General features: G+C 47.3%; 3 protein-coding genes. All 3 read right to left on the bottom strand.

The window, feature by feature from the left end:
• Positions 1-178, bottom strand: a 178-nt coding sequence (locus ACJMLT_RS03365) for a helicase HerA-like domain-containing protein (RefSeq protein ID WP_405726585.1), incomplete at its 3' end; no start/stop codon positions are given.
• Positions 179-310: 132 nt separating this feature from the next.
• Positions 311-1957: a hydroxylamine reductase gene (hcp, locus tag ACJMLT_RS03360; protein WP_405726582.1), complete on the bottom strand. Its 1647-nt coding sequence runs from the start codon at positions 1955-1957 to the stop codon at positions 311-313.
• 173 nt (positions 1958-2130) lie between these two features.
• The coding region (locus tag ACJMLT_RS03355) for a bifunctional hydroxymethylpyrimidine kinase/phosphomethylpyrimidine kinase (RefSeq protein WP_405726579.1) at positions 2131-2422 on the bottom strand (292 nt) is incomplete at its 5' end.

Genomic DNA, 2422 nt, shown 5'->3' with positions numbered 1-2422 from the left:
CACAGAGGAATACTGGTACCCCTGCATCGGAAAAAGATTCCGCCATCACTTTCATGGTGATGGTTTTGCCGGTACCGCTGGCACCAGCCACCAGACCATGACGATTCGCCATATTCAGAGGCAGATATACTCTGCCCTCATCCGCCAGACCTAAATAAATATTGTTATCTGAAAACATACGCTTCCCTCCGCTCTGTTCACTTAACAAAAACATTTGTATGTTACAATTATACTATTTTTATGCATCCTACGCAACGTTTCCCCTTTCTTCCATAAAAAAATCCCCCGTAAAAACGGGGGAATCTTTTCTTTATGCATTTTCGCAGAAGAACAGTTTCATATCTTCTTCTACCGTTGTAATGCCGCCGATACCGAAATTATCCACCAGCACCTTTACCACATTGGGGCTGAGGAACGCAGGCAGTGTAGGGCCCAGATGAATATTCTTCACACCCAGATACAACAGGGACAGCAGAACGATGACCGCTTTCTGTTCGTACCATGCAATGTTGTAAATGATGGGCAGGTCGTTAATATCTTCCAGACCGAATACTTCCTTCAGCTTCAGCGCAATGATTGCCAGAGAATAGGAGTCGTTGCACTGACCCGCATCCAGAACGCGGGGGATGCCGCCGATCTCGCCCAGAGGCAGTTTGTTGTATTTATACTTCGCACAGCCTGCAGTCAGGATCACTGTATCCTGCGGCAGCGCTTTCGCAAATTCTGTATAGTAATCACGGCTCTTCATTCTGCCGTCACAACCAGCCATGACAACAAATTTTTTGATGGCACCGGATTTTACCTCATCCACCACTTTGTCCGCCAGTGCCAGAACCTGTTTATGGGCAAAGCCGCCGATGATCTCGCCTGTTTCGATCTCCTGCGGAGCTGCACACTGTTTTGCATGTTCGATGATGGCAGAGAAATCCTTTTCCTCGCCGATATCCCCTGCAATATGCTTACAGCCGGGGAAACCAGCCGCACCTGTGGTATACATGCGGTCTTTATAGCTATCCTTAGGAGGAACGATACAGTTGGTTGTCATCAGGATGGGGCCGTTAAAGGACTCGAATTCCTCTTTCTGTTTCCACCATGCATTACCGTAGTTGCCGAAGAAGTGGTCATATTTTTTGAAGGCAGGATAATAGTGGGCAGGCAGCATTTCGGAATGGGTATAAATATCCACACCACTGTCTTTGGACTGTTCCAGCAGCATCTCCAGATCACGCAGATCATGACCGGAAACCAGAATACCGGGGCGTGTGCCAACACCAATGTTTACCTTCGTCATTTCAGGATTACCATAGGAAGATGTGTTGGCTCTGTCCAAAAGTTCCATGCCGCTGACGCCGTATTTCCCTACTTCCATGGTCAGAGCAACCAGATCCGCCACTGTCAGACTGTCATCCAGTGTTGCCGCCAGCGCTTTCTGCAGGAAGGCATCCACTTCTTCATCCTTCTGCAGCAGGGCGTTTGCATGCTTGCTGTATGCAGACAGACCCTTCAGACCATAGGTAATCAGTTCTCTCAGACTGCGGATATCTTCGTCATGAGTAGAAAGTACACCCACCTGCCTTGCTTTCTCATCCAACGCCGCCTTTTCTTCTGCATACCAGAATGCCGCTGCGGGCAGGGCATCTTTATCTGCCACCTGCGCCAGCAGTTCCTCTTTGCAGCGCAGCGTATCCAGAATTCTTGCAACGATCATCTCTTCGTCAAAGTTCGCGTTTGTGATCGTCACAAACAGGTTCAAGGTGACCATATGGTTCACTTCCGCAGGCACAGATTTTCCTTCTTTTCTCAGCTGTGTGGTCACAGCAGAAATACCCTTAGATATATAAACCAGCAAGTCCTGCATGGCTGCTACCTGAGGTGTTTTCCCGCAAACGCCGATCCTTGTGCAGCCTTTACAACCTGCCGTTTCCTGACACTGATAACAAAACATCTGATTTTCCATAAATACTTCCTCCTTACACTCTATCTGAATATCAATGATTTTCTTCCTTTCTAGAGAAAGTATATCGCAATTCTTGCAACAAGTATGTTGTTAAAACAACATGCAGATTTTTCTTATACTATTTTCAGCAAAGAAAAAGCCGCGTTTCCGCGGCTTATATTTTCTGATTCCTTTTATTTCCAATATTCTTTTTTCAGATCAAAGGCATGATCCATCGGGCCGCTGCCTGCTCCCAGATCCAGCATAGCGGAAAGCGCACCGGAAATATAGCTTTTTGCTTTTCGCACCGCATCCTCCAAACCATATCCCTTCGCCAGATTAGACGCAATGGCACTGGAAAGGGTACAACCCGTGCCATGGGTATTGGGGTTATGGATACGTTTGCCGTAAAACCACTGATATCTGCCCTGATGATACAGCAGATCATTGGCATCGTTAATGCTATGGCCGCCTTTTACCAGAACT

This window comes from Anaerotignum sp. (assembly GCF_045122575.1).
Classification (GTDB): domain Bacteria; phylum Bacillota; class Clostridia; order Lachnospirales; family Anaerotignaceae; genus Anaerotignum_A.
This window is presented reverse-complemented; position numbering and strand designations above follow the sequence as displayed.

What these genes read in the sequence shown, in the direction of transcription:
- hcp (WP_405726582.1), bottom strand. Translation starts at nt 1,957, where the DNA reads ATGGAAAATCAGATGTTTTGTTATCAGTGTCAGGAAACGGCAGGTTGT.